This is a genomic window from Actinotignum sp. usb-actsch-rep-73, from assembly GCF_059082735.1.
Genome location: NZ_JBHNPV010000009.1, coordinates 1 through 1,860 on the forward strand (window position 1 = coordinate 1; position 1,860 = coordinate 1,860).

Sequence of the window (1,860 nt, forward strand, 5' to 3'; positions counted from 1 at the left end):
ACCGAGACGGTCGGCGATCGAGTCCTGCGTCATGTTCTCGTAGTAATAGAGCTGCGCCGCGCGGAGCACAGCCATTTCCCGATCGTCGTCCATCACGTCGGATCCGTACCTCTCTTCAGCCGGTCACTCCCCGGTGAGGGCGCGGTCGCGCAACCTCTTAAGGGAGTACATCCTGTTGTCGCCGCGGCCGAAGGAGTCGTAGAGGTCCCTGTACACGGCGTAGAGCTCATCGTATACGGCAGCGGCCTCCTCGTTCGGCTCGTAGGCCGTCTCGGACACTCCGCCCATCGCCTCGGCAGCGGTCGGCACATCCTCGTAGAGCCCCGCGGCGACGGAGGCGAAGATCGCGGAGCCGTGCGCGCCGGCCTGCAGGGTACGCGCGGTCTTGAGCGGGCGGCGTGTGACGTCGGCGTACATCTGCATGAGGAATGCGTCCTTCAGCAGGCCGCCGGCGACGCGCACCTCGTTCACGGGCACGCCGTGCTCCTCGAAGTTCTCGATGATCATGCGTGCGCCGAAGGCCGTCGACTCGAGGTGGGCGCGGTACATGTCCTCGGTACTCGTCCGGAGAGTCTGCCCGATCATCAGGCCGGTGAGATTCGAGTCGACGAGGATCGATCGGTTGCCGTTCCACCAGTCGAGAGCGACGAGGCCGTGCGCGCCGACCTTCTGCTCAGCCGCCTTGTTGCCGAGGACGCGGTGGATCGACACGCCCTGGCGCTCGGCCTCGTCGAAGTAGGACTGCGGGACGCAGTGGTCGATGAACCAGGCGAAGATGTCGCCGACTGCGGACTGTCCGGCCTCATAGGCCCAGTAGCCCTCGCAGACGCCGCCGTCGACGACACCGAAGACGCCAGGGACCTCCTCGAGGGTCGCGGACGGGAGGATCCAGCACGTCGACGTCCCGAGGATGCCGGTGAGCTGGCCCGGGAGCACCGCCCCGACGGAGACGCACTGGACGTGCGCGTCGATGTTGCCGGCGGCGACCGCGATTCCCGCGGGCAGGCCGAAGGCCTGCGCGTACTCCTCGGTGAGGCCCGCGACCTTCGAGCCGAGCGGGACGATCGGGTGGCTCATCTTCTGGGCGAAGACGTCGCCGAAACCGGGGGCGAGGGCCTCGAGGAACTCGGGGTCGGGGTACTTCCCGTCCTGGTACATGCGCTTGTAGCCGGAGTCGCCGGCTGCGTAGACGAGGGTGCCGCTGAGCTCCCAGGTGAGCCAGTCGACGATGTCGAGGACCTCGGCGGTCGCCCGGTAGAGCGCAGGCGCCTTCTCGAACATCTCGAGGGTCTTCGGGAGGAGCATCTCGGCGGAGAGGACGCCGCCGTAGCGGGAGAGCCACTCCTCGCCGCGCTCCTTCGCGAGCGCGACGATGCGCTCGGACTGCTCCTGGGCGCCGTGGTGCTTCCACAACTTGAGGTAGGCCTGCGGCTCGTCGACGAACTCGGGGTACTCGCACATCGGCTTCCCGTCGGCGTCGGTGACGACGACGGTGGCGGAGGTGCAATCGAGGCCGATGCCGACGACCCGGGAGGGGTCGACGCCGGATGCGAGGATCGCTGCGGGAACGACCTCGCGCATCGCCGCGATGTAGTCGGCCGGCACCTGGAGCGCGAAGTCGGGGGGCAGGGGCGCTCCCCCGCCAACCGCGAGGGTCCTGTCCATGATGGGGGTCGCGTATTCGCTGACGGCGTCGGCGAGCACTTCGCCGTCGCTCGTGCGGACGACCGCGGCGCGCACGGAGAGCGTGCCGAAATCGAGGCCGATGGTGTACGTGATGTCGAGGTCTTCCTTGATCATGCTCTTCGCCTTCTCATGAGTCGAACGGGCCCGCCCCGTCGGGGCGGGCGGCGCGAGGGC

General features: G+C 68.3%; 1 protein-coding gene. It reads right to left on the reverse strand.

Annotated features, from left to right (window positions below):
* Nucleotides 1–123 precede the first annotated feature (123 nt).
* The gene (locus AC5RE1_RS00635; RefSeq protein WP_103632047.1) at nt 124–1,800 is read right to left on the reverse strand and encodes a ribulokinase; all 1,677 of its coding nucleotides are present in this window, start codon (nt 1,798–1,800) and stop codon (nt 124–126) included.
* Nucleotides 1,801–1,860: the final 60 nt, after the last annotated feature.

What these genes read in the sequence shown, in the direction of transcription:
- AC5RE1_RS00635 (WP_103632047.1), bottom strand. Translation starts at nt 1,800, where the DNA reads ATGATCAAGGAAGACCTCGACATCACGTACACCATCGGCCTCGATTTC.